The organism is Undibacterium sp. RuTC16W (assembly GCF_049339445.1).
Classification (GTDB): Bacteria; Pseudomonadota; Gammaproteobacteria; order Burkholderiales; family Burkholderiaceae_D; genus Undibacterium.
In genome coordinates this window covers 1-479 of record NZ_JBMPPE010000035.1, presented here as the reverse complement: position 1 = coordinate 479, position 479 = coordinate 1, and the positions used below count along the sequence as shown (strand labels likewise).

General features: G+C 57.4%; 1 protein-coding gene. It reads right to left on the bottom strand.

The annotated features are described in order from the left end of the window. Nucleotides 1-26: 26 nt before the first annotated feature. A partial coding sequence (locus ACO0K4_RS19445) for a hypothetical protein (protein ID WP_422958329.1) occupies nucleotides 27-479 on the bottom strand: 453 nt, incomplete at its 5' end.

Sequence of the window (479 nt, the reverse complement as noted above, 5' to 3'; positions counted from 1 at the left end):
GGAGTGGTTAAATCGAAAGGACTAGATCAGGCCGACGGCCAGACGTAGTTGACATCCGCGTAGGGGATCTGAAAATTCGCACCAACGTCACGATAGTTATTCGCGACGTTGTTCTGCGCATTGACCCCCGCGTTCGCAGCCGCATTCCCCGAACAATCCGCATGGTTCCCCATGCGGAGGCTGTCGGCCCGCTCAGTTGCGGTCGACAGCGGGTGGTGAAACCGCGTGCGAATGTCGGTCTCCACGTGCGAGACCTCCGGAGCAGCGACGCGACCATCGGCCGATACCGCCCCTGCCGGAATAATCCTCATAATGGGGACCTCAAGCTTACGGGTAGTCTTCACTACTCCCGACTTCATCTTCTCGGCCGATAAGGTCAAGCGCACGCAAGCCATGTCCGGTTTGGACGCGGCAAGTTCACGGAAGACCACCGAAGTGACTCCGTTAACCGTGTTGCTTGATACAGGTACCAAAGTAAT